General features: G+C 66.4%; 19 protein-coding genes. 10 read left to right on the plus strand and 9 right to left on the minus strand.

All coding sequences use genetic code 11. The annotated features are described in order from the left end of the window. Positions 1-27: 27 nt before the first annotated feature. Positions 28-795: a 5'/3'-nucleotidase SurE gene (surE, locus tag CBI38_RS29910; RefSeq protein WP_109334631.1), complete on the minus strand. Its 768-nt coding sequence runs from the start codon at positions 793-795 to the stop codon at positions 28-30. Beyond that, on the minus strand, positions 792-1,739 hold the full coding sequence (locus tag CBI38_RS29915; RefSeq protein ID WP_230990015.1) for a 1-phosphofructokinase family hexose kinase: 948 nt from the start codon (positions 1,737-1,739) through the stop codon (positions 792-794). The genes surE and CBI38_RS29915 overlap by 4 nt, the downstream gene beginning before the upstream one ends. 178 nt (positions 1,740-1,917) lie before the next feature. On the opposite strand from CBI38_RS29915, the gene CBI38_RS29920 reads away from it, so the two are divergent. Next, a complete protein-coding gene (locus tag CBI38_RS29920) occupies positions 1,918-2,712 on the plus strand; it encodes an LLM class F420-dependent oxidoreductase (protein WP_109334633.1) in 795 nt (264 codons plus the stop codon). Positions 2,713-2,780: 68 nt separating this feature from the next. On the opposite strand, the gene CBI38_RS29925 is transcribed toward CBI38_RS29920, so the two are convergent. Next, positions 2,781-3,995 (minus strand): acetyl-CoA C-acetyltransferase, encoded by a 1,215-nt coding sequence (locus CBI38_RS29925; RefSeq protein ID WP_109334634.1) that lies wholly within the window; start codon positions 3,993-3,995, stop codon positions 2,781-2,783. A 291-nt stretch (positions 3,996-4,286) separates the two neighbouring features. On the opposite strand from CBI38_RS29925, the gene CBI38_RS29930 reads away from it, so the two are divergent. Further along, the gene (locus CBI38_RS29930) at positions 4,287-6,101 is read left to right on the plus strand and encodes an ABC transporter substrate-binding protein/permease (RefSeq protein WP_109334635.1); all 1,815 of its coding nucleotides are present in this window, start codon (positions 4,287-4,289) and stop codon (positions 6,099-6,101) included. Positions 6,102-6,105: 4 nt separating this feature from the next. After that, positions 6,106-6,831: an amino acid ABC transporter ATP-binding protein gene (locus tag CBI38_RS29935; protein ID WP_109334636.1), complete on the plus strand. Its 726-nt coding sequence runs from the start codon at positions 6,106-6,108 to the stop codon at positions 6,829-6,831. A 13-nt stretch (positions 6,832-6,844) separates the two neighbouring features. Here the strand turns inward: CBI38_RS29935 and CBI38_RS29940 are convergent, their stop codons facing one another. Continuing rightward, a complete protein-coding gene (locus tag CBI38_RS29940) occupies positions 6,845-7,528 on the minus strand; it encodes a FadR/GntR family transcriptional regulator (protein WP_109334637.1) in 684 nt (227 codons plus the stop codon). 77 nt (positions 7,529-7,605) lie between these two features. Here CBI38_RS29940 and CBI38_RS29945 point away from each other — a divergent pair, with 77 nt between their 5' ends. Genes CBI38_RS29945 through CBI38_RS29955 form a run of 3 tightly spaced genes read left to right on the plus strand, consistent with a single transcriptional unit; the run spans position 7,606 to position 10,444 of the window. Beyond that, positions 7,606-8,358 (plus strand): (Fe-S)-binding protein, encoded by a 753-nt coding sequence (locus CBI38_RS29945; protein WP_109334638.1) that lies wholly within the window; start codon positions 7,606-7,608, stop codon positions 8,356-8,358. Continuing rightward, positions 8,355-9,833 carry a LutB/LldF family L-lactate oxidation iron-sulfur protein gene (locus CBI38_RS29950; RefSeq protein ID WP_109334639.1) on the plus strand — a complete coding sequence of 493 codons (1,479 nt, stop codon included), beginning with the start codon at positions 8,355-8,357 and terminating at the stop codon, positions 9,831-9,833. Before CBI38_RS29945 ends, CBI38_RS29950 begins: the two co-directional genes overlap by 4 nt. Beyond that, positions 9,833-10,444 (plus strand): LutC/YkgG family protein, encoded by a 612-nt coding sequence (locus CBI38_RS29955; protein WP_109334640.1) that lies wholly within the window; start codon positions 9,833-9,835, stop codon positions 10,442-10,444. The genes CBI38_RS29950 and CBI38_RS29955 overlap by 1 nt, the downstream gene beginning before the upstream one ends. Positions 10,445-10,485: 41 nt before the next feature. Here the strand turns inward: CBI38_RS29955 and CBI38_RS29960 are convergent, their stop codons facing one another. Both CBI38_RS29960 and CBI38_RS29965 read right to left on the minus strand, forming a co-directional pair. Then, positions 10,486-11,253 (minus strand): alpha/beta hydrolase, encoded by a 768-nt coding sequence (locus CBI38_RS29960; protein WP_418328355.1) that lies wholly within the window; start codon positions 11,251-11,253, stop codon positions 10,486-10,488. Positions 11,254-11,303: 50 nt separating this feature from the next. Next, positions 11,304-12,320: a PHP domain-containing protein gene (locus CBI38_RS29965; RefSeq protein WP_109334641.1), complete on the minus strand. Its 1,017-nt coding sequence runs from the start codon at positions 12,318-12,320 to the stop codon at positions 11,304-11,306. 154 nt (positions 12,321-12,474) lie between these two features. Here CBI38_RS29965 and CBI38_RS29970 point away from each other — a divergent pair, with 154 nt between their 5' ends. Continuing rightward, positions 12,475-14,544: a PhoX family protein gene (locus tag CBI38_RS29970; protein ID WP_109334642.1), complete on the plus strand. Its 2,070-nt coding sequence runs from the start codon at positions 12,475-12,477 to the stop codon at positions 14,542-14,544. Positions 14,545-14,602: 58 nt separating this feature from the next. Here the strand turns inward: CBI38_RS29970 and CBI38_RS29975 are convergent, their stop codons facing one another. The 3 genes from CBI38_RS29975 to CBI38_RS29985 all read right to left on the minus strand — a co-directional run bounded on the left by CBI38_RS29975 (position 14,603) and on the right by CBI38_RS29985 (position 18,235). Beyond that, a complete protein-coding gene (locus tag CBI38_RS29975; protein ID WP_109334643.1) occupies positions 14,603-15,349 on the minus strand; it encodes a glycoside hydrolase family 25 protein in 747 nt (248 codons plus the stop codon). A 73-nt stretch (positions 15,350-15,422) separates the two neighbouring features. Next, the gene (gene ggh, locus CBI38_RS29980; RefSeq protein ID WP_109334644.1) at positions 15,423-16,760 is read right to left on the minus strand and encodes a glucosylglycerate hydrolase; all 1,338 of its coding nucleotides are present in this window, start codon (positions 16,758-16,760) and stop codon (positions 15,423-15,425) included. Positions 16,761-16,804: 44 nt separating this feature from the next. Further along, positions 16,805-18,235: an amino acid permease gene (locus CBI38_RS29985; protein WP_109334645.1), complete on the minus strand. Its 1,431-nt coding sequence runs from the start codon at positions 18,233-18,235 to the stop codon at positions 16,805-16,807. Between the two features lie 179 nt (positions 18,236-18,414). On the opposite strand from CBI38_RS29985, the gene CBI38_RS29990 reads away from it, so the two are divergent. Genes CBI38_RS29990 through CBI38_RS30000 form a run of 3 tightly spaced genes read left to right on the plus strand, consistent with a single transcriptional unit; the run spans position 18,415 to position 21,851 of the window. Further along, positions 18,415-18,621, plus strand: coding sequence for a heavy-metal-associated domain-containing protein (locus CBI38_RS29990; RefSeq protein ID WP_109334646.1), 207 nt, complete (start codon positions 18,415-18,417; stop codon positions 18,619-18,621). A gap of 33 nt (positions 18,622-18,654) precedes the next feature. Further along, on the plus strand, positions 18,655-19,590 hold the full coding sequence (locus CBI38_RS29995) for a hypothetical protein (RefSeq protein WP_109334647.1): 936 nt from the start codon (positions 18,655-18,657) through the stop codon (positions 19,588-19,590). Next, a complete protein-coding gene (locus tag CBI38_RS30000) occupies positions 19,590-21,851 on the plus strand; it encodes a heavy metal translocating P-type ATPase (protein WP_109334648.1) in 2,262 nt (753 codons plus the stop codon). Before CBI38_RS29995 ends, CBI38_RS30000 begins: the two co-directional genes overlap by 1 nt. The last annotated feature ends 1 nt before the right edge of the window (position 21,852 follow it).

Here is a 21,852-nt window from a genome sequence, read left to right on the forward strand (position 1 = left end):
GGTGACCAGCACAGCCGGATCGCCCGGTCAGCGTGTCCAGTTCAACGTGCTGATGTCCACGTCGACCGCCTCGAAAGGTGCCCTGAGCGCGGTCGCGCTCGCCCAACCACGCACGAGGACACCGGCATCGGTCTCCTCGGAATCCTCGTTGTCGTCGGCGTGAATTTCGGCGAACGTGACGGTCACGAACCCGTCGTCCGCTTCACCGACGTTCGCCTGGACGGCGCCGAATGCCGCGAGCGGGGCCGGGCGCAGCCCCTTCAACTCGTCGAGCGGAATGTCCGGTGCGTTCACATTCAGCACCGTGCCCGCGGTGCCGTTCTCGACGATCCAGTCCAACGCCTGCCGGCACACGACTTCGGCGGTGTCCCAATGCCTGGGGTTCGACGTGGCCAGCGACACCGCCAACGCCAGCGTGCCGTGCGTGGCGCCCGTCAGCGCCGCCCCGACCGTGCCCGAATGCAGAATCGCGTGACCAGTGTTGGGGCCGTGATTGATTCCCGACAGCACGATGTCCGGTGGCGGCCCGAACGCACCGCTCGTCGCCACGAAACTGATCAGCGCGGGGGACGCTTCCACCGCATGGACCGCCACCCCGGGAAGGTCCGGGAATTCCCGCCTCGACATCCGCAGCCGGCCGTTGCTTTCCAACGCGGTCAGCGACGCACTCGCTCCACTGCGCTCCTCGTGCGGTGCCGCGACCACCACGTCGAGTCCGGCGGCGAACGCCAGGCGGGCGAGCAGGGAAATACCGTGACTGTCCACGCCGTCGTCATTGGTGACCAGAGCCCTCACTGCTTCTGCCCCTTCGGCTCGGTCATCCGCCGCACCCGAATGTTCTCCACCATCTTCGCGATCAGGTCCGGTTGTCCCGTCGCGAGACCACGGCGCGTCACGTTCACAGCGCCGGCTGCGGCGCCGAACTGCAATGCGTCGTTCATCGATGTGCCGCGGGCCAAGGCTGCGGCGATACCGGCGGTCATCGAGTCTCCGGCACCCCGGTGGTCGACGATATTCATGGGCGGAATCAGCACCTCCCAGATGTCGCCGTCGACGAGGGCCATCGCCGGATCTCCTGCTCGTGAGACGACGACGTGGTCGGCTCCTTCCGCCGCAAGGGCACGCATCGCTTCGGCGAGATCCTCCGGCTTCTCCGACTGTGCGCGCCCGTCCTCGATGAGATCTTCATGGCTCACCTTCAGTACAGTCAGGCCACCCTCGAGGGCCGCCGTCATCGTGGGACCGGACAGGTCGGCAACCACCGGAACCTTCAACGCCCGAAGATCTCCCACCAACCGGGTGTAAATCTCCGGGGGCACCACATTGTTCTCGTGTGGGCCGCCGAGCACCGCGACATCCGCTGTGATTCCCTCGGCCAGCGACCCGCCGAACAGGTCGTCGACCTCGTGCCGAGACAGGACTCGTGGGCGGACCTCGGCCAGCGGCTTCCGATCACCCCCACGGCGGTCGTGAACATAGGACCCGTTCTCACCGGCCGTGGAAATCGCGCGGACCTTTATACCTTCACGCTCGATGAGGGACTGGAGGATGCCCCCCGTCTCCCCACCGAACACCCCGCACAACGTGACGTCGAGGCCGAGCGTCGCCGCCATCCTGGCAATCCATACCCCCTGTCCACCGGCGTGCACGTGCAGTTCGGTGCTCTCGTCCGGGGCAGCTTCGATCGTCACCGTCAGCAAGGGCGACGGTGCGAATACGAAGGCGGACACAGCGCTCATCGGGTCGAACCTCATCTCGGTCGTCAACGGTCTGGCCTGCCGTCAAGTACCCGGGAGTTGACCGGTTCACACGGAGTCGGTGGCCGTACCCCGTCGAGGCGAGCAAGATGGATTCGTAAACGACCTGCACGCACGGGCCCTCGACACAGGGCCGCCGCACTCATTCGAGGAGCCACGTATGACCCGTTCAGTTCGAATCGGTGTCCAGATTCAGCCGCAGCACGCGCCCGACTACGGACTGATTCGCGACGCCGTTCTGCGGGCCGAAGACGCCGGCGTCGACATCGTCTTCAACTGGGACCACTTCTACCCGCTGTACGGCGACCCGGCCGGTGCCCACTTCGAATGCTGGACGATGCTCGGAGCATTCGCCGAACAGACGGAACGAGTGGAAATCGGCGCCCTCGTCACCTGCGCCGGCTACCGCAACCCGGACCTGCTCGCCGACATGGCCCGCACCGTCGACCACATCAGCGGGGGACGGCTGATCCTCGGGATCGGTTCCGGATGGTTCGAGCGCGACTACGACGAATACGGGTACGACTTCGGCACCAAGGGGTCGCGGCTGGACCTGCTGGCCGAGTACTTGCCGCGGATCACCGCCCGGTTCGGCAAGCTCGAACCCGCGCCCACGCGGCACATCCCGATCCTCATCGGGGGCGGCGGCGAGAAGAGGACACTGCCCCTCGTCGCACAATACGGCGACATCTGGCACAGCTTCAGCGACATCGAAACCCACGCGCGGAAGTCGGGCATCCTCGCCGACCGCTGCGCCGACCACGGTCGCAACCCCGACACCATTGCGCACTCCACGTCCTGGCCGGGCTCGGACGAAGCCGCCGCCTACGTCGACGCCGGGGTCACACTATTCACCGTCGGCACCAGCGGACCCGACTTCGACCTCACCGAACTGAAGGAAGCCATCGCGTGGCGGGACGAGAACACCCCGCCGCCGCTGTCCGGCCTCGCATAGGCGCTCCGCGCCCGTGAGTGGTTAACGAGTCTCTGCACTCGTTAACCACTCACGGGCGGCGCAGCCGCCTACAGCCGTTCGAGGACCATGGCCATGCCCTGGCCACCGCCGACGCACATGGTTTCGACACCGAACTGCTTGTCGCTGGACTGCAGGTTGTTCAGCAGGGTCGCGGTGATCCGGGCACCGGTCATGCCGAACGGGTGACCGAGGGCGATGGCGCCGCCGGAGACGTTGAGTTTGTCCTCATCGATGCCGAGTTCCCGCGCCGACCCGAGGACCTGCACCGCGAACGCCTCGTTGATCTCGAACAAGTCGATGTCGGAGATACCCATCCCGGCGATGGCCAGGGCCCGCTTGGTGGCCTCGATCGGGCCCAGCCCCATGATCTCCGGCGAGAGCCCGGACACCCCGGTCGACACGATCCGCGCCAGCGGGGTCAACCCCAGCTCCTTGGCCTTGGTGTCGGACATGATCACCAGGGCGGCGGCGCCGTCGTTGAGCGGGCACGCGTTACCGGCGGTCACGGTGCCGTCCGGCCGGAACACCGGCTTGAGCTGCGACACGGCCTCGTAGGTGGTGCCGGCGCGGGGGCCGTCGTCCTTCGACACGACGGTGCCGTCGGGCAGCGTGACCGGGGTGATCTCCCGCTCGAAGAAGCCGCTGTTGATGGCCTCCTCGGCGCGGTTCTGCGAGCGCACCGCCCACCGGTCCTGCTCCTCGCGGGTGATGCCGGTGATCTGGGCGACGTTCTCGGCGGTCTGGCCCATCGCGATGTAGGTGTCGGGGACGAGCCCTTCCTCGCGGGGGTCGACCCACTGCTGGCCGCCCTGGGCGAGCTTCTCGGTGCGGGCCTGAGCGTCGGCGTAGAGCGGGTTCTGGGTGTCGGGCAGCGAGTCGGAGCTGCCCGCGGTGAACCGGGACACCGTCTCCACACCGGCGGAAATGAACACATCACCCTCACCGGCCTTGATCGCGTGCAATGCCATGCGGGTGGTCTGCAGCGACGAGGAACAGTAGCGGGTGATGGTGGTGCCGGGAATGAAGTCGTAGCCCAACTGCACGGCGACGTTGCGGCCCATGTTGAAGCCCTGCTCACCGCCGGGCAGCCCGCAACCCAGGATCAGGTCGTTGATGTCGGTGGGGTCGAGGGCGGGGACCTTGTCCAGGGCAGCCTGCACCATCTGCGCGGCCAGGTCGTCCGGGCGCATGCCCTTGAGCGACCCCTTCATGGCGCGACCGATCGGGGAACGGGCGATGGAAACGATGACGGCCTCGGGCATGCGGAACTCCTACCGATTCGATTCTAAGCGTCTGCTTATTTTCTAAGCGTTTGCATATATTGACTGTCGGGCTCATATCCTGTCAAGGTCTGCGGCCCGTGCGCCTTTCTGGTTTGTCAGCAGCTGTCGCGGGTCTGACGGCCGGATTCACGGGTCGCGCGCGCTGCCCGCCGTGCTTCGTCCATCGTCGTCACTCCTCTTGTATGTATGCCAAACGAGAGGAGTGACGGGCGTCGCTCACGCGTCTTCCGACCCCGCTCGTCAGCCACCGCCGGGGTTACGCTGCTCACCATGTTTTCTTCCGTGGGAGCGAAGATCCGTGTGGTGGTGGCATTGTTGCTGACCGCCCTGATGGCGCTGACCCTGTCGTCGTGTTCGAGCGACAGCAGTTCTTCGGGGGCGGCGCCACAGGATCTGTGTGCGCCACCGGGAGTCGGCGCCGCGACCGCTGCGCCCACCAACCTGGACGCATCGGCGGGCGCCGGCGCGGAAGATCGCTACACCACGCCCGATGTCACCCCGCTGAACCAGATCGATACGTCGAAGCTGAACCTCATCACCCCCGGCGTTCTGACAGTGGGCACGCTGTCGGACGCACCCCCGAGCATCTGCGTGAACGCCGAGAACCAGTTCACGGGATACGACAACGAACTCCTGAAGGCCGTCGCGGCGAAGCTCGGTCTGCGCGTCGACTTCGTCGGCACCGAATTCGCCGGACTCCTCGCGCAGGTGTCGGGGCGACGGTTCGACGTGGGATCGTCCTCGATCACGACGACGGACGAGCGGCGTAATACCGTCGGCTTCACCAACGGCTACGACTTCGGCTATTTCTCCCTCGTCGTCCCCAACGGCGGACCCATCAAGGGCTTTGACGACCTGAACGCGTCCACCCGCATCGGCGTCGTGCAGGGCACCGTGCAGGACGACTACGTCGTCAACACACTGAAGCTCGACCCGGTGAAGTTCCCCGACTACGCCACGGCGTACGCGAACCTGAAGTCGGGGCAGATCGACGCATGGGTGGCGCCGTCGCAGCAGGCGGAAGGTGCCATCGCGCCCGGGGATCCGACGTCGATCGCGCAGAACACGTTCAGCGTCAACAACTTCGTCGGGTGGGCTGTCGCGAAGGAGAACCAGCCTCTGATCGACGCGCTGAACTCCGGTCTCGACGCGACCATCGAGGACGGCACGTGGGCGGAACTGTATTCGGACTGGGTGCCTCGCGAACTGCCCGAGGGATGGAAGCCCGGCAGCAAGGCGGCGCCGAAGCCGAACCTGCCGGACTTCGCGGCGCTCGCCGCCGAGAACATCGAAACCGACGCCGAGACCCCGGTGAACGAACCGAAGTCGACACTGGCACAGCTGAAGGACACGTTCTTCGACTGGGACCTGTACGCGCGGGCATTCCCCGATCTACTGAAAACCGGCCTGCCGAACACCCTGATTCTCGCGTTGGCGTCCGGCATCGTCGGCACCGTGCTGGGCATGCTGCTCGCGATGGCCGGAATCTCCCGCACGCGGTGGCTGCGGTGGCCGGCTCGGGTCTACACCGACGTGTTCCGCGGGCTTCCCGCCGTGGTGATCATCCTCATCGTCGGGCTCGGTGCGGGACCGGTGGTGAGAGGCCTCACCGGAAACAACCCGTACTGGCTGGGGGCCGCCGCACTGTCGCTGCTGGCGTCCGCCTACATCGGTGAGATTTTCCGGTCAGGAATCCAGAGCGTCGAACCGGGGCAGCTCGAGGCCGCCCGGGCCCTGGGTTTCAGTTACCGCAAGTCGATGACGCTGGTGGTGATCCCCCAAGGTGTGCGGCGGGTGCTGCCCGCACTGATGAACCAGTTCATCTCCCTCATCAAGGACTCGTCGCTCATCTACTTCCTCGGCCTGCTCGTCACGCAGCGCGAATTGTTCGCCGTGGGACGCGATCTCAACGCGCAAACCGGAAACCTGTCGCCCCTCGTCGCGGCCGGCCTGTTCTATCTCGCCATGACGATTCCGCTGACACACCTCGTCAACTACATCGACCACCGTCTGCGCACCGGCCGCGCCGACACGTCCGGCACGCTCGATCCGGTGGAGCAGTCCATCGTCGTGGAAAGGGGATAAGGCGATGGCCGTCTCTCTCACTGGCACCAACCTGCACCTCGCGTTCGGCACCAACAAGGTGCTCCGCGGCGTCGACATCCACGTCGACGCCGGGGACACCGTCACCGTGATCGGCCCGTCCGGTTCCGGAAAGTCCACCCTGCTCCGAGTGCTCAACCGGCTGCACGAACCGGATCAGGGCGATATTTTGATCGACGGCAAGTCGGTGCTGAAAGACAACCCGGACACGTTGCGGCAGCAGATCGGCATGGTGTTCCAGCAGTTCAACCTGTTCCCGCACAAGACCGTCGTCGACAACATCGCACTCGGCCCACGCAAGCTCAAGGGCCTGTCCAAGGAGGAGGCGCGGACGCTGGCGCTCGAACAGCTCGAGCTCGTCGGACTGGCGCACAAGGCCGATTCGCGGCCGGGCAACCTGTCGGGCGGTCAGCAACAGCGGGTCGCGATCGCCCGGGCGCTGGCCATGAAACCCGAGGTGATGTTCTTCGACGAGGCCACCTCCGCGCTCGACCCCGAACTGGTGAAGGGGGTCCTCGCGTTGATGGCCGACCTTGCCAAGGGCGGTATGACCATGGTCGTGGTCACCCACGAGATGGGCTTTGCCCGTGAGGTGTCGGACACGGTGCTGTTCATGGACCACGGTGCTGTGGTCGAGACCGGTACGCCGGAGCAGCTTTTCGACAAACCGCAGACCGAGAGACTGCAGCAGTTCCTGTCCCAGGTGCTGTAGGCCGCTGCGCCGCCTATCGAATCAGCCCGTAGAACCCCTCGATGTGTTCGCGGACGAGGGTGGACGCCTTGGTGCCGTGCCCGCGGCGTAGGGCGTTGACGATGGCGCGATGCTCGCAGCGCAGGTTCTGCGCGACCTCGTTCCAGTCGTCGAGCTGCGGGACGGCCTGCATGACGTAGCCGGAAATCGATTCGCGGAGCGAGACCATCATGGCCTCGACGAGGACGTTGCCAGCGAGCGCGGCCATCGCGACGTGCAGATCGGCGTCGAGCCGGTGGAAGGCCTCCGGCGTCAGGGTTTCGTCGTCCATGGCGTCAAGCAGTGCATCGAGCCCCTGCAGGTCGAGTTCGCTCGCCCGTTCGGCAGCCTCCTGCACCGCCCACGACTCCAGCAGGATGCGAGTCTGGACGACGTCACGGATCGGCAGCGTGTGCGTCGCCATATGCAGTCGCAGGGCCACTCCGATGGACGCGGCCGGATCTGCCGCCACGATTGCCCCCGAGTCCGGGCCCGAACCCACCGCCGTGCGGACGATGCCCATCGCTTCGAGCACTCGGATGGCCTCCCGGACGGAGGAGCGGCCGACCCCGAGCTCTTCGGCGAGCGCACGTTCGGCGGGCAATCGGCCGCCGACCACCAGTTTTCCGTCCGACAGATCCCGCTCGATCCGCTGCAGGACTACCTCGTGTGTACGCACAGTCGGAGTTTACCTGGTGTGGTCTGACCACAGTGCGCTACTGTGGTCAGACCACAGCCCAGCCGGTTGGAGGACCGATGAAGATCGCCTTGTTCGCCACATGCCTGGCGGATGCCCTGTTTCCCGACTGCGCCACCGCCACGGTCCGGCTGCTCGAACGCCTCGGCCACCAGGTGGTGTTTCCGCCGAAGCAGACGTGTTGCGGGCAGATGCACGTCAACACCGGTTACCAGGCGGAGGCGCTTCCGCTGGTCCGCCATCACGTCGAGGCGTTCGAGAGCGAATCCTGGGATGTGGCGGTCGCACCGTCCGGTTCGTGTGTCGGGTCCGTCCGTCATCAGCATGCAATGGTGGCGCGACGCTACGGTGACGAGTCCCTCGCCTCGCGTGCCGAGGATCTCGCTGCCCGCACCTACGAGCTGTCGGAGCTGCTGGTCGACGTTCTGGGTGTCACCGACGTCGGCGCCTACTACCCGCATCGCGTCACCTACCACCCCACCTGCCACTCGCTCCGGATGTTGCGGGTAGGCGATAAACCCCTGCAACTGCTCCGCGCGGTTCGCGGAATGAGGCTGATCGAACTTCCCGCCGCCGATTCCTGTTGCGGTTTCGGCGGAACCTTCGCCCTGAAAAATTCCGACACCTCGACGGCCATGCTCGCCGACAAGATGGGCAACGTGCTCCGCACCGGCGCCGAAGTGTGCAGCGCCGGCGACTCGTCCTGCCTGATGCACATCGGCGGCGGACTGTCCCGGCTACGCAGCGGAGTGCGCACCGTCCACCTCGCCGAGATTCTGGCGAGCACCGAGAAGATCGGGAGCAACGCATGACCACGTTCCTCGGCTCACCCACCTTCCATGCGGGCACCGGAAACATCCGGGGCACAGAATCTTTCCCCGACGCGGCGCGAAAGTCACTCGCTGATACCCAGTTGCGCGCCAACCTGGGGGCGGCAACCACCACCATCCGAAACAAGCGGATCGCCGCGGTCGCCGAGGTCGACGATTGGGAGGAGCTGCGCCGAGCGGGCAGTGCACTGAAGTCGCAGGTGATGGCGCGGCTGCCGGAACTGTTGGTGCAATTCGAGGAAAACGTCACCGCCCGTGGGGGAACCGTCCACTGGGCGCGCGACTCGGAAGAGGCCAATCGGATCATCACCGACCTCGTCCGGGCCACCGGATCCGACGAGGTCGTGAAGGTCAAGTCGATGGCCACCCAGGAGACGGGCCTGAACGAGTACCTCGAGGTGAACGGGATCGCGGCGATCGAGACGGACCTCGCCGAGCTCATCGTGCAACTCGGACACGACAAGCCGAGTCACATCCTGGTCCCCGCAATTCACCGGAATCGCGCCGAAATCCGCGAGATCTTCTTGAAGTCGATGCCGGACATCGATGCCGGCATCACCGACGATCCGCGGGCGCTGGCAATGGCCGCGCGGGCACACCTTCGACGAAAGTTCCTCTCCGCCAGGGTGGCGATCAGTGGCGCGAACTTCGGTGTCGCCGAGACGGGGACGCTGGCGGTGGTGGAATCGGAGGGCAACGGACGGATGTGCCTCACCCTCCCCGACACCCTGATCACGCTGATGGGCGTCGAGAAGCTGGTGCCCGCGTTCACCGACCTCGAAGTCTTCATGCAACTGCTTCCCCGCTCCTCGACGGCCGAACGCATGAATCCGTACACCTCCATGTGGACCGGCGTTCATCCCGGTGACGGACCGCAGAACTTCCACGTCGTGCTGCTCGACAACGGTCGCACCAACGTTCTCGCCGACGATGTGGGACGCTCAGCTCTGCACTGCATTCGGTGCAGCGCCTGCCTGAACGTGTGCCCCGTCTACGAGCGAGCGGGCGGCCACGCGTACGGCTCCGTCTATCCCGGGCCGATCGGCGCGATCCTCAGCCCGCAACTCACCGGCACCACCGGCCACGACGACCCCAATGCCTCACTGCCCTATGCGTCGACACTGTGCGGTGCGTGCTTCGACGCGTGCCCCGTACGCATCGACATCCCGAGCATCCTGGTGCATCTGCGGGCCGAGCAAGTCGATTCGGAACGGCACGGCCTCCCCGGCGGGCAGGACCTCGCGATGAAGGCCGCCGGCTTCGTGATGGGATCCGAGAAGCGGTTCGCCGCTGCCGAGACGGCGTCCAGGATCGGCCGGGTGCTCGGCGGGAAGAAGGGACGCATCACGTCGCTGCCGTACCCGGGATCGAAGTGGACGTCGAGCCGAGACCTTCCCTCCCCACCGAAGGAAACCTTCCGGCAGTGGTGGGCCCGCACCCACGAGGACACCGAATAATGTACGCCCGCAACGCTATACTGGCCAGGATCCGATCGGCGATCGCTGATGCACCCACTCCCGAACCCGTGCCCCGCGACTATCACCGGAAGCCGATGTCCGGTCCCGGAGACGTCGAGAAGTTCGCCCACACCGTCGACGACTACCACGCCCAGGTCCATCGCGCCGACGAGAGCACGGTCGCCGAGGTCGTCACCGGGTTGATCGCGGAAGGGGCGCGCGCCGTCGTCCCACCGGATCTGCCGGAGTCGTGGCGACCACGACGTGGCGTCGTCGTCGACGGTGCACCCGCGGAGTTGTCGACACTCGAACTCGACGCGATAGAGGTCGTCGTCACCGGGTGCACTCTGGGCATCGCGGCCACCGGGACAATTGTTCTCGACGGCGGCGTCGGTCAGGGCAGACGGGCACTGACCCTGGTCCCCGATCACCACATCTGCATCATCCGCGCCGACCAGATCGTCGACACCGTGCCGCAAGCCTTCCACGCCCTAGACCCGACCAGGCCGCTCACGTTCATCAGCGGCCCCAGCGCCACCAGCGACATCGAGCTCAACCGCGTCGAAGGCGTCCACGGCCCCCGCACCCTGGACGTCGTGATCGTGCGCTAACGCCTGTGCGTGGCCGGCGAGTCCAGAGACTCGTTAACCACTCACGGGGCGCGGAGCGCCCTCTCGGCGAGGGCCACGGTGGCGTCGACGATGGTGGCACCGCCGAACATCACGGCGTCGTTGTGCCCCACGCCTGGCAGTGCCACCCGCTCGACCGGTCCGCGGGCGGCGTCGGCGACCCGTTCGCTGTGGTCGGGAGGCACGATGGTGTCGGCCGTCCCGTAGACCACGGTGGTGGGTACGTCGACTCGTGCCACCGACTCCGCGACCGGGAATCGGTCTCGCAGCAGCAACCGGACCGGCAGGAACGGGTAGTGCCGGGCCCCGAGCGAGGCCAGGTCGACGAACGGTGATCGCAGCAGCATCCCCGCCGGCGGATACTCGGTGGCGAGTTCGGTGACCACACCGGTGCCCAAGCTTTCACCGAAGTACAGCAACCGCTCGTGGGGCACCCGGCGCTCCTCGACGAGGTGTCGGTATGCCGCTCGGACGTCGAGTGCCAGTCCTTTCTCGCTGGGCTCACCGGGATTGCCGCCGTACCCGCGGTAGTCGAAGAGCAGGGTGGCGAAACCGGCGTCCGCCAGATCGGACGCCAGCAATGCCCGATCCGCCCTGTTACCCGCATTCCCGTTGGCGACGAGCACGGTCATCTCCCGGCTCGCACCGACCGGAGGCACGTACCAGGCGCCCAGCTCGAGGCCGTCCGACGTCGTCAGTGTGACGTCCTCGGCGCGGGTAAACAGCTGTAGGGCCGATGGCACCGGGGAGGCGTCGGGGAAATAAATCAGCTTTCGCTGCAACGCCCACATGGCAGCGATCAGCAACGCGGCGACCGTGAGCGCAATGAGCAGGCCACGGGTCAGTGCCGGTGGGGTGCGCCGGTCCACGCCAGCAGCTCGGTCACGGGCAGAGTGTTGATCACGTTCGCCGGCTCGACGCCGCGTTCGGCGGCGCGTTCACAGGCGTAGCCCTGCCACGCGAGCTGACCGGTGCAGTGGGCGTCGGTGTCGACGGAGAACAGGCAGCCGCTCGCGAGCGCGAGATCGATCAGGCGGCCGGGCGGATCCCGCCGCTCGGGCCGGGCGTTGATCTCCACCGCTGTGCCGTGCTCGCGGCACGCGTCGAATACTTTCTCCGCATCGAACTTCGATTCGGGCCGCGTGCCCCTGTTTCCCGCGACGAGTCTTCCGGTGCAATGCCCTAGAACATCGACGTGTGGGGACTTGACCGCCTGCACCATCCGCTTCGTCATCGTGGCGCGGTCGCTGTCGAGGTGGGAGTGCACACTGGCGACGACGACATCGAGGTCCGCGAGCAGATCGTCGTCCTGGTCGAGGGACCCGTCGTCGAGGATGTCGACCTCGATGCCGGTGAGGACGCGGAACGGCGCGAGTTCGGCATTCAATTCGGCGATCACGCTCAACTGGGCGAGCAGGCGCTCCGACGTCAGTCCGTTGGCGGCCGTCAGTCGCGCCGAGTGATCGGTCAGCGCGCAGTACTCGTGCCCCAGGGTGGCCGCCCGGCGCATCATTTCCTTGATCGGGCACCGGCCGTCCGACCAGTCCGAATGCGTGTGCAGGTCGCCGCGGAGGGCGTCGAGTAATTCCATGCCGCCGAGTCCGATCGGCTCGGCGGAACTCCGCAGGTACGTGAGATAGAGCGGCACCGACTCCGCGCACTCCCGGATGATCGCGGCAGCTTCGGCCCCGACGTCGGGTAGCGACTTCCAGTTGTCGTTCTGCTGGGCGGCTCGCTCCCGGGCCGACAGATTCGCGACCACGTCCGCGGCCCGCCGGAAAGCGGCAATCCGGTATGTCTCGGCACGTGAGCGCTCGAGCCAGAACGCTATTTCCCGCAGCGCCTCCACCGGGTCCATCTCTCCATGGTGCACGGCCGACAGGCCGTCCGCCAGACGTAGAAGCAACGACTTAGGGTCGCCTCGTTCGTCGCCCGTTCACGCAGGTGTTCCCTTTCCCTTGTTTACGACTTCTACGGTGCCGAAGTTATTCCACTTCTAATCGGGAGCCACGGTGAGCTTGAAACCCCTCGCACTGTTCGTCACCCACGACGGCGTGTCGTCGCGCGCCGCCGTCACCTGCCAGTACAAGTGCGGCAACGCCTGCTCCCACGACGTGCCCAACGATTCGCAGGGTGAGTACTTCCGCGACATCGCCCGTGCGGCACTCTCCCGGCGGGGCGTCCTGCGCGGTGCCGGGATGGCGGTGCTCGCCGTGGGTGCGGGCAGTGCGCTCGCAGCATGTTCGACCGACTCGGACAGCGGCAGTAGTTCGAGCACAGGGGGCTCGGACAATGCCGCGCCGAACGGCACGAACTTCACGGCCGTGGCCCCGAACACCGAGGACGCCGTCGTCGTTCCCGAGGGATACGAGCAGGCGGTCGTGATCGGCTGGGGTGACCCGGTCCTCGCCGGCGCCCCCGCATTCGACTTCGACAATCAGACCGCGGCCGCGCAGGCGCAACAGTTCGGATACAACAACGACTTCGCCGGACTCCTCCCCGTCGACGGCCGGCCCGACACGTTCCTGTTGGTGGTCAATCACGAGTACAGCAGCGAGCCGTTCATGTTCAAGGGGTATGACGCCGACAATCCATCTCCCGAACAATTCCAGATCGCACTCGCCGCCCATGGACTGTCCGTGCTGCAGGTGAAAGGTCAGAGCGGCTCCGGCAAGCTCACTCCCGGTTTCGGACCCTACAACCGGCGCATCACCGCGACCACCGAGTTCGTCGTCACCGGGCCCGCGGCCGGCAGCGACTTCCTGAAGACGTCTGCCGATCCGACGGGCACCAGGGTCCTCGGCACCCTCAACAACTGCTCCGGCGGCCTCACGCCATGGGGCACGGTGCTGTCGGGTGAGGAGAACTTCAACCAGTACTTCGCGAACGCCGAACTGGTCACCGACCCGGTCGTCGCCGCGCGCTTGAAGCGTTACGGCCTGGAAGGTGCTGCCTCCGAACGTAAGTGGGAGCGTTTCGACCGCCGTTTCGATTTGACGCAGGACCCCAACGAGGTGAACCGCTTCGGGTACGTCGTCGAGGTGAATCCCTGGGATGCCGCGTCCGCGCCGGTCAAGCACACCGCACTCGGCCGGTTCAAGCACGAGGCCGCGACCATCCACGTCACCGACGAGGGCACCGTGGTCGCCTACAGCGGGGACGACGAGCGCTTCGATTACATGTACAAGTTCGTCTCCAGCCGAAAGATGATGGACGGCAACAGCCAGGCGGCCGTGCGCCACAACATGACATTGCTCGACGCCGGCACACTGTACGTCGCCAAGTTCAGCGGCAACTCCTCGGACGAGATCGACGGCTCCGGCACGCTGCCGTCGAGCGGTTCCTTCGACGGCACCGGCGTGTGGATTCCGTTGCTTCGCACCGGCGAAGACGGCAGGGGCGAGTCCCTCGTCGACGGCATGAGCGCCGAGGAGGTCGCGGTTTTCACCCGCGAGGCCGGCGACAGGGTCGGTGCCACCAAGATGGACCGCCCCGAGGACTTCGAGCCGAACCCGAAGACGGGCAAGGTGTATGTGGCGCTGACCAACAACACCAAGCGAGGCGTCGACGGCGCTGCCGCCGCCGACGAGGCGAATCCCCGCAACAACAACAAGAACGGGCAGGTTCTCGAGCTCACCGACGACCACGCCGGCACGTCGTTCACCTGGAATCTGCTGCTCGTCTGCGGCGACCCGAAAGAAGCCGACACCTACTTCGGCGGGTTCGACAAGGCGAAGGTCAGCCCCATCTCGTGCCCCGACAACCTGGCGTTCGACACGCACGGCAATCTGTGGATCTCCACCGACGGCAACGCGCTGAAGTCGAACGACGGACTGTTCAGCGTCACCCTCGACGGCGCGAACCGCGGCGAAACCAAACAGTTCCTGTCGGTGCCGAAGGGCGCCGAGACGTGCGGGCCGATCATCGACGAGGATCGAGTGGTCGTGTGCGTGCAGCACCCGGGTGAATCCGACGACGCCAGCGCCGACAACCCCGCCTCACACTGGCCCGACGGCGGAAGTTCGCAGCCGCGTCCCGCTGTCGTCGCCGTGTGGAAGTCGGGCGGCCGGATCGGCGCCTGACCCGGTCGGTTGACCCCGGGCGGCTCACCGAGGCGCCTGGGGTCAACCGACAGGTGGCCTAACTGCCGAACGGCGACGCGCTGTTGGAGTACCGGGCGAAGTCGCCCTGCGCTCCGCTGTAGACGTTGAGGTCGACGTTGCCGTTGACACCGGGAATGCGGCCGGTGCTGGTGTACTGCCAGAAGCTCCACGTGTTCCAGCCGCCCGGAAGCGGTCCGGGGGCGTTCTGCCCGTTGTAATCGGCGATCCACAGGGGATACCCGGCGAATTCGTGGGTGTCGGCCATCGCCGTGCGCCAGAAGTTGGGATACGTGTAGATGATCGGCTGACGTCCGGTGAGCGCCCGCACCGTGTTCAGGTAGCGGTGCGTCCAGTCGATCAACGCGGCGGGCGGTAACCCACCGGAATGCTCGATGTCCAGAACCGGTGGCATGTCGCCGGGGCCGTTGATGCCCAGCACCACCGTCGAATAGAAGGCGGCCTGCGCTTCCGGTGACTGAGTGGGGTCGGCGTAGTGATAAGCGCCGCGGGACACTCCGGCCACCCGCATGGCCAGACAGTCCTGCACGAAGAACGGATTGACGTAGTTCAAGCTCTCGGTGGCCTTCACCATTGCGAAGTCGTGGCCGGCGTTGCGGACGGCGAACCAGTCGATCGGCGAACCGCCCGGATGTTGCCAGGATGCGACGTCGGGCCCCCTGACGGGTTCGGCGGCGGCAATCCCCGGCACCGCTGCTGCAACAGCCCCCGCGACGAGAATTGGTGCGATTTTGGACAGCTTTCGGACGTTCTCCCCGATATCCATGCGCCCGAGGTTAGCGCTTCGCGCCTGTGAGTACTTGTTAACCGCGGAGTGTTAATAAGTACTCACAGGCGGGTCAGCCCAACCAGTCCAGCACCGCGGCGGCGGTCCACGACTGCTGCATGCTGCCCAGGGGTTCGCCCGTGAACGGTTCGTAGTACTCGGCGAAGCTGCCGTCGCTAGCCTGTCGCAAGCCTTCGGATCGGAGCATGTGCGAGCGTTCCGCCCACCCGCGCCGTGCGAAAGCCCATGAGAACAGCCAGGTCATCACCGGCCACACCGGGCCGCGCCAGTATTCACGGGACCGGAAGTCGCGCGACACCGGGGATGTCGACGGCGGCACCGCATACCGGAGATCGGGGTGTCCGCAGAATTTCGGGCCCTCGAAGGTGCGCAGCAGGGCTCGTTCGGCGTCCCGGCTCAAACCGCCGCACAGCAGCGGCGAGAACATGGCGAGGGTTTCGGTGGAAATCCACTTTCCGCTCCGCAGGTCGAAGTCCCGTGCGGCGCCGGATCGTTCGTCGGTGGTGGTGAGCACGCCCTGGCGGAAGCGTCCGGCCCAGCCGTGCAGCTCCCGCACGTCGGAATTCGGCATCGAGTGCTCCTCACCGATGGTGGCGAGGACTTCGCATGCCATCGAGAAGACCGCGCTGACGAACACGTCCTCCACGGCGAAACTCATGGCGGTGGCCAGTTCTTCGTCATCGTAGCGGACGCTCTTCATCTCCTCGAGCAGCCACAGGTACCGGTCGTACTCGCCGTTGGACGGACGCTGCGACGTATCCGCGACGACGGTCAGATCCTCGCGCAAGTACTTCGGCATCGTCCCGGTCACCACGTTGGCGTACGCGAGGTCCCAGCGCGGCGAGTTGTCCATGCCCGACTCCCAGCCGTGGAACAGGGCGATCCGGCCGTTACCGTCGAGGTCACGCGCGTGGGCCAGCCATCGGTGCCAGCGGACGAGGTCGGGCCAGCGACGGTCGAGGAATTCCTCGGCCACGGCGCGGGTGGTGCGCCCGTGCCGGCGTGAATGGTCGAGGATGCGCTGCACGGCGATGGCATGGACCGGTGGTTGCGTGATGCCGGACGTCTGCGGCCCGTTGGGGGCGTGCGCCGCGAGCGTCGCGGTCTCCCACCTGGCCGGCCCGGGAAAGTAACCGTCCACCCCGTTAGCGAACACGATGTGCGGAATCATCCCGTTCTTCCATTGCGCCGACAGCAGGGTGTCGAGTTCGACTACGGCTCGTTCGACGCTCAGCGGCGCCAAACCGACAGCAACGAACGCGGCGTCCCAGCTCCACATGTGTGGGTAGAGGCGGGGCGCCGCGCTGGTCATCGTGCCCAGGTCGTTGCCGCGAAGCAGGTACGCAGCACGCGCTGCGAGCTGTGTCGGGGTGAATCCGGGGTCCGCCATCGCACCATTGTGCTGCGGGTTCCGTCGGATTGCGCGCCGTCGGGCTATGAAGCCGGCGACACCGGTTCGTTGGACTCGAGTTTCGAGTGCGTCCGGGAGTAGAAGAAGTACACGAGGAGGCCGAGAATCAGCCAGATTCCGAATCGCAGCCAGGTCTCCCAGGGGAGGGAGAGGATGAGCCACCCGGAGAAGACCACACCGATGATGGGCACCACCGGCATGAACGGCAACCGGAAGGAGCGGGGCACCTCGGGGCGGGTATGCCGTAGGACGGCCACTGCGATGCAGACGACGATGAAGGCCGACAGGATGCCGATGTTGGTCAGCTCGGCCACCGTGTTGATGGGCAGGAAGCCGGCCATCAGTGCGGAGCCGACGCCCACGATCCAGGTGACCCGAGTGGGCACCTTCCGCACCGGATGGGTCTTGGCGAACCATTCGGGCAGCAGGCCGTCCCGGCTCATCGCGAACCACACCCGGGTCACGCCGAGCATGAAGGTGAGCACCACGGTGATGATGCCGACGATGGCGCCGACGGCGATGATGTTCGCGACTCCGGGCATCCCGACGGACTCGAATGCGGTGGAGAAGCCGCTGTCAGGGCTGATCTCGGTGTACTTCTGCATTCCGGTGAGTACCAGGGTCGCGAGCACATACAGGGCCATGGCGATGCCGAGCGAGTACAGGATCGCCTTGGGCAGATGCTTCTTCGCTTCCTTCGACTCCTCGGCGGCGGTGCTCATCGCGTCGTAGCCGAAGACGGCGAAGAACACGGTCGCCGCTCCGGTCATCACTGCGGCGGTGCCGAACGGAAAGTAGGGGGTGTAGTTGGCGCTGTCGATGTGGAACACGCCGAGCACGATGATCAGCACGACGAGCGCCACCTTGATCGCGACCGCGACCGTCTCGAATCGCCCGACACTCTTGATGCCACGGGAGAGCACCCAGGCCGTGCCGAGGCAGAACAACGCGGCGAAGACGTCGAAGACGTGACCGTCACCGGTACCGAGTGCGCCCATCATCCAGTCGGGCAGGGATATGCCGATCTGCTCGAGTAGGAACCGGAAGTACCCGGACACGCCGATCGCGACAACCGCGGCGACCGCCACGTACTCGAGGAGCAGATCCCAGCCGATGAACCAGCCGACTACTTCACCGAGGGCGACGTAACCGTAGGTGTAGGCGGAACCGGCCTTGGGGATCATGCCCGCGAATTCGGCGTAACAGAGCGCGGCGGCGGCGCTGGCGATTCCCGCGATCAGGAAGGAAATCAACACGGCCGGCCCGGTCACCGAGTGCGCGACGGATCCGGCGAGGGAGAACACCCCGGCACCGATGATGCCGCCCACCCCGATCGCGGTGAGCTGCCACAACCCGAGCGATTTGGCGAGTCGCTCGTCGGCAGGCGTGTCCTCCTCGATCTCCTCGAGCGGTTTGCGGCGCAGCAGTTGGGTTCGCAACGTGACGAGTGACATCGCCGGCTTCCTTTCCCAGTGGCGCGAGACGCAGGTGAGAACAACTCAATACCTTCCGCGACCGACGTGTGACGGAAAACGCCGAACCAGGCGACAGGAGACCTTGCGCAAGTACCATAGGGGGGTATGGTAGCTGTCAGAGTCGGACATCGAGAGCCCAGAGAGAGAAAGGCACATCCGTGAGCACTTCGACCGTGATCGTCACCGGAATGACCTGCAACCATTGCGTCGCGTCGGTGAGCGAAGAAATCGGCGCCATTCCCGGAGTCACCTCCGTGGACGTCGACCTCGCCACCGGCAAGGTCGTCATCGACAGCACCACCGACCTCGATCCGTGCGCCGTCACCGACGCCGTAGAAGAGGCCGGATACTCCGTCGCCGGCTGAATCGCCGCCCACCTGTCCGCAGGAGTAACCATCATGAACGCCACCGGTAAGTTCGCCGGTTTCACCCTCGGTCTCGTCGCCGTCTTCGCTGCCGCGACGGGAGTGGGAGCGTTGGTCGGACCGGACATCGACGAACCCGCAGCACACGCCGCCGACGACCCCGGCCACGGTTCCGCGGGCGACGGCACCGAAGGCCATAACACCGGAGGCCACGACCCCGGAGGCCACCCGGAAGCCGCCGACGCGACACCGAAGGGACTGCGCTCCACGCAGGACGGCTACACCCTGGAACTGGCGTCGTCGGTCGCCACTACCGGCACCGACGTCCCCGTGCAGTTCCGCATCCTCGACCACACGGGAACTCCCGTGACGCGATACGCCGACCAGCACGAGAAACAACTGCACCTCATCGCGGTGCGCCGCGACCTGACCGGCTACCAGCACGTTCACCCGACCCTCGACGAGTCGGGCACGTGGAGCGTCTCACTCGATCTGGCCCGGGCAGGTGATTACCGGGTGTTCGCCGACTTCATGCCTGCGGGCGGGGACGCGCTGACCCTCGGTACCGACCTGCGGGTCGCCGGCAGCTACGACCCGCAGCCCCTACCGACGGCGGAGACGACGACCACCGTCGACGGCTACACCGTCACCCTCGACGGCACCCTCGAACCCGGACAGACCTCCACCCTGACCCTCGCGGTCGGTCGTGACGGATCGCCGGCCACCGACCTGCAGCCCTACCTCGGCGCCTATGGCCACCTGGTCGCTCTTCGCACCGCTGACCTCGGCTATCTACACGTGCACCCAGAGGGACATCCCGGGGACGGTGTGACGCCCGCGGGGCCCGGCATCGACTTCGCGGTCACCGCACCCAGCTCAGGCGAGTACCGCTTGTTCCTCGACTTCCAGCACGCCGGGGCGGTTCACACCGCCGAGTTCACGGTTTCCGCACATTCCGAGGAGGAATGATGACCCGCACCACCGACGTTCCTGCGCCTGCGGGCTCCCAGGTCGAGTTGTCGATCGGCGGAATGACGTGTGCGTCGTGCGCCAACCGCATCGAGCGCAAGCTCAACAAGCTCGACGGGGTGACCGCCACCGTCAACTACGCCACCGAGAAGGCGCGGGTGCACTACTCGGCCGACGTGTCCCCCGACGACCTTGTGAGCACCGTGGAACAAGCCGGGTACACGGCGCGCTTGCCCGAGACCGGGCGACCCGTCGTGGAGGAGGACGACCCCGCCGCGAGCCTGCGACAGCGACTCCTGGTTTCGGCCGCGTTGACCGTTCCGGTCATTGCGATGGCGATGGTCCCGGCACTGCAGTTCACCAACTGGCAGTGGCTGTCCCTCACGCTCGCCGCACCGGTCGTGGTCTGGGGTGCGTGGCCCTTCCACCAAGCCGCCTGGACCAATCTCCGGCACGGCACCGCCACCATGGACACCCTGGTGTCGATGGGCACGCTCGCCGCGTTCGGCTGGTCGCTGTACGCATTGTTCTGGGGAACGGCCGGAATGCCGGGCATGACACACCCCTTCGAACTGACGATCGCGCGCATCGACGGCAGCGGCAACATCTATCTCGAAGCCGCCGCCGGTGTCACCACCTTCATCCTCGCGGGCCGCTACTTCGAGGCTCGCGCCAAGCGCCGGGCAGGCGCAGCGCTGCGGGCACTACTGGAGATGGGCGCCAAGGAAGTATCGGTGCTGCGCAACGGAGTCGAACAGTTGATCAGCGTCGACAGGCTGGCCGTGGGCGACCGCTTCGTGGTTCGTCCCGGTGAGAAGATTGCCACCGACGGCGTCGTCATCGAGGGATCTTCCGCCGTCGACGCGTCGATGCTGACCGGGGAGTCGGTGCCCGTGGAAGTGGCGCCCGACTCCGAGGTCGCGGGCGCCACCGTGAACGTCGGTGGCCGAATCATGGTCGAGGCCAGCCGGATCGGCTCCGACACCCAACTTGCCCAGATGGCGGAAATGGTCGAGGACGCCCAGACCGGCAAAGCGCAGGTGCAACGGCTGGCAGACCGGATCTCCGGAATCTTCGTGCCGATCGTGATCGCTCTGTCGGTGGCGACCCTCGGATTCTGGATCGGTACCGGCGGCTCCGTCGCTGCAGCCTTCACGGCCGCGGTCGCCGTCCTGATCATCGCGTGCCCGTGCGCCCTCGGCCTCGCGACTCCGACCGCCCTGATGGTGGGCACCGGGCGCGGCGCACAGCTGGGAATACTCATCAAGGGCCCGGAGGTGCTGGAATCCACCCGCCGCGTCGACACCGTCGTGCTCGACAAGACCGGCACCGTCACCACCGGCACGATGTCGCTGCACAACGTTGTGACCGACGGAAGCACGGACGAGAACACCGTCCTGCGGTACGCGGGAGCCTTGGAAGATGCCTCCGAGCATCCCATCGCCCGCGCCGTCGCACGCGCCGCGCGGGACCGACTCGGCACGTTGCCGGAGGTCGAGCAGTTCGCCAACATCGAGGGACTCGGCGTTCAGGGTGTCATCGACGGACATGCGGTGGTCATCGGACGACCGACGTTGCTCCGTGATTGGTCACTGCACCTTCCCGCCGCGCTCCGCGAGGTGGTGGACGCGGCGGAAGCGAAGGGCCGCACCGCGGTCGGGATCGGCTGGGAGTGTGAGGCCCGCGGTGTGCTGGTAGTCGCCGACTCCGTGAAACCGACCTCACGCGAGGCAGTGTCGCAGTTCCGCCGTCTGGGTCTCACCCCGATCATGCTGACCGGCGACAACGAATCGGCAGCACGGGCCATTGCCGCCCAGGTCGGCATCGACGAGGTGATCGCGGAAGTCCTTCCCCAGGACAAGCTCGATGTGGTGAAACGACTGCAGGCCGAGGGGAAAGTGGTGGCGATGGTCGGTGACGGTGTCAACGACGCCGCCGCCCTCACCCAGGCCGACCTGGGGCTGGCCATGGGCACCGGAACCGATGTCGCGATCGAGGCCAGCGACCTCACCCTCGTGCGCGGGGATCTACGGGCCGCCGCCGACGCGATTCGCTTGTCCCGCAGAACATTGAGCACCATCAAGGGCAATCTTTTCTGGGCCTTCGCCTACAACGTGGCCGCACTGCCCTTGGCCGCTGCCGGACTGCTCAACCCGATGCTGGCCGGCGCCGCGATGGCGTTCTCCTCGGTGTTCGTCGTCAGCAACAGTTTACGACTGCGCCGATTCCAACCACTCACCTCCGACCCGAAAGAGCGATGAC

Source organism: Rhodococcus oxybenzonivorans (assembly GCF_003130705.1).
In the GTDB taxonomy this organism is placed as follows: Bacteria; Actinomycetota; Actinomycetes; order Mycobacteriales; family Mycobacteriaceae; genus Rhodococcus_F; species Rhodococcus_F oxybenzonivorans.

What these genes read in the sequence shown, in the direction of transcription:
- CBI38_RS30000 (WP_109334648.1), top strand. Translation starts at nt 19,590, where the DNA reads ATGACCCGCACCACCGACGTTCCTGCGCCTGCGGGCTCCCAGGTCGAG.
- CBI38_RS29915 (WP_230990015.1), bottom strand. Translation starts at nt 1,739, where the DNA reads ATGAGCGCTGTGTCCGCCTTCGTATTCGCACCGTCGCCCTTGCTGACG.
- CBI38_RS29945 (WP_109334638.1), top strand. Translation starts at nt 7,606, where the DNA reads ATGAAGATCGCCTTGTTCGCCACATGCCTGGCGGATGCCCTGTTTCCC.
- CBI38_RS29960 (WP_418328355.1), bottom strand. Translation starts at nt 11,253, where the DNA reads ATGTGGGCGTTGCAGCGAAAGCTGATTTATTTCCCCGACGCCTCCCCG.
- CBI38_RS29995 (WP_109334647.1), top strand. Translation starts at nt 18,655, where the DNA reads ATGAACGCCACCGGTAAGTTCGCCGGTTTCACCCTCGGTCTCGTCGCC.
- CBI38_RS29920 (WP_109334633.1), top strand. Translation starts at nt 1,918, where the DNA reads ATGACCCGTTCAGTTCGAATCGGTGTCCAGATTCAGCCGCAGCACGCG.
- CBI38_RS29975 (WP_109334643.1), bottom strand. Translation starts at nt 15,349, where the DNA reads ATGGATATCGGGGAGAACGTCCGAAAGCTGTCCAAAATCGCACCAATT.
- CBI38_RS29930 (WP_109334635.1), top strand. Translation starts at nt 4,287, where the DNA reads ATGTTTTCTTCCGTGGGAGCGAAGATCCGTGTGGTGGTGGCATTGTTG.
- CBI38_RS29950 (WP_109334639.1), top strand. Translation starts at nt 8,355, where the DNA reads ATGACCACGTTCCTCGGCTCACCCACCTTCCATGCGGGCACCGGAAAC.
- ggh (WP_109334644.1), bottom strand. Translation starts at nt 16,760, where the DNA reads ATGGCGGACCCCGGATTCACCCCGACACAGCTCGCAGCGCGTGCTGCG.
- CBI38_RS29925 (WP_109334634.1), bottom strand. Translation starts at nt 3,995, where the DNA reads ATGCCCGAGGCCGTCATCGTTTCCATCGCCCGTTCCCCGATCGGTCGC.
- CBI38_RS29935 (WP_109334636.1), top strand. Translation starts at nt 6,106, where the DNA reads ATGGCCGTCTCTCTCACTGGCACCAACCTGCACCTCGCGTTCGGCACC.
- CBI38_RS29985 (WP_109334645.1), bottom strand. Translation starts at nt 18,235, where the DNA reads ATGTCACTCGTCACGTTGCGAACCCAACTGCTGCGCCGCAAACCGCTC.
- CBI38_RS29955 (WP_109334640.1), top strand. Translation starts at nt 9,833, where the DNA reads ATGTACGCCCGCAACGCTATACTGGCCAGGATCCGATCGGCGATCGCT.
- CBI38_RS29965 (WP_109334641.1), bottom strand. Translation starts at nt 12,320, where the DNA reads ATGGACCCGGTGGAGGCGCTGCGGGAAATAGCGTTCTGGCTCGAGCGC.